Below are 1,016 nucleotides of genomic sequence, written 5' to 3'. Positions count from 1 at the left end.
ACAGGATCATCATGTAGGGGTAGCCGAGCCAGGTGTTGACGATCAGGATCATGCTCTTGGCGGTGAGCGGATCGCTGAACCAGGCCGGTTTGATGCCGAATAGATGGCTGAGCATCATGTTGATCTCGCCGAAGCTTTGGTTGAACAAGCCTTTGAAGATCAGGATCGAGATGAATGACGGCACCGCATAGGGCAGGATCAGCAGCACGCGGTAGATCGCCTTGCCTTTCAGCGCCTCCCACTGCACCACGCAGGCCAGCACCATGCCGACCGCCACGGTGAGGATCACCGTCATCACCGAGAACACGATGGTCCAGATGAAGATCGACACGAACGGTTTCTTAATGCCCTCGTCCTGCAGCACCCGCAGGAAGTTTTTCCAGCCGGTGGTGACGGTATAACCCGGGCTCAGGGTTTCCTGCGCCCAGCCGCCGTCGGCGTTGATCGCCTGATAGAAGCCGGTGTCGCCGTTTGGCCGGTAGCGTACCTGGGTCTGGTTGTTGGTCAGCGTGCTGCCGTCTTTGTCCAGCGCATACAGCGGGCGGGTGCCGGAGAACTGGCGCAGGGAGCTCATGCGCAATTCCCCGCCGTCGGGCAGTTGCGCCACCAGCTGGCTCAGCGCCTGCCGGTTCTGGGTAATCACCCGCAGCGTGGCGCGTTCGCCCTGCGGCGCGGCGTTCTGCGCCGTCAGTTTCAGGGTTTGCGGCGCGGCGGCGTCGAGGCGGAAAGGCTCGGAGATCAGCGGCTGTTCACTGTCCGGTGGCGTCAGCTGCAGGCGCCACTGCTGGTTTTCCGCCGGGTAGAGGCCAAAGGTAAAGGTTTGGCCGCTCTGGAACTGGCGCTGCATCAGCACCGATTGCGCGCGTTCAAAAGTCAGCTGGTTGGTGCTGCTGTAGTTGGTGAAAGCGATGGCGATGGTGCAAATCAGCGGGAACAGGACGAACAGCCCCATGCCGGCGACGCCGGGATACACATAGCGCCAGGCGTAGGCGCGGCGGTTGGCGAAGACGTAAAGC

General features: G+C 61.9%; 1 protein-coding gene. It reads right to left on the bottom strand.

Going from position 1 to position 1,016, the window contains the following annotated elements; translation table 11 throughout:
* Window positions 1-1,016: maltose ABC transporter permease MalF (gene malF, locus ACGFU6_RS39345; protein ID WP_393617423.1), on the bottom strand; the 1,016-nt coding region annotated here is incomplete at both ends.

The sequence above is a fragment of the Streptomyces sp. NPDC048462 genome, from assembly GCF_043200175.1.
Classification (GTDB): domain Bacteria; phylum Actinomycetota; class Actinomycetes; order Streptomycetales; family Streptomycetaceae; genus Streptomyces.
The sequence above is the reverse complement of the archived record's forward strand: the minus strand, read 5'-3'. Positions and strand labels throughout refer to the sequence as shown.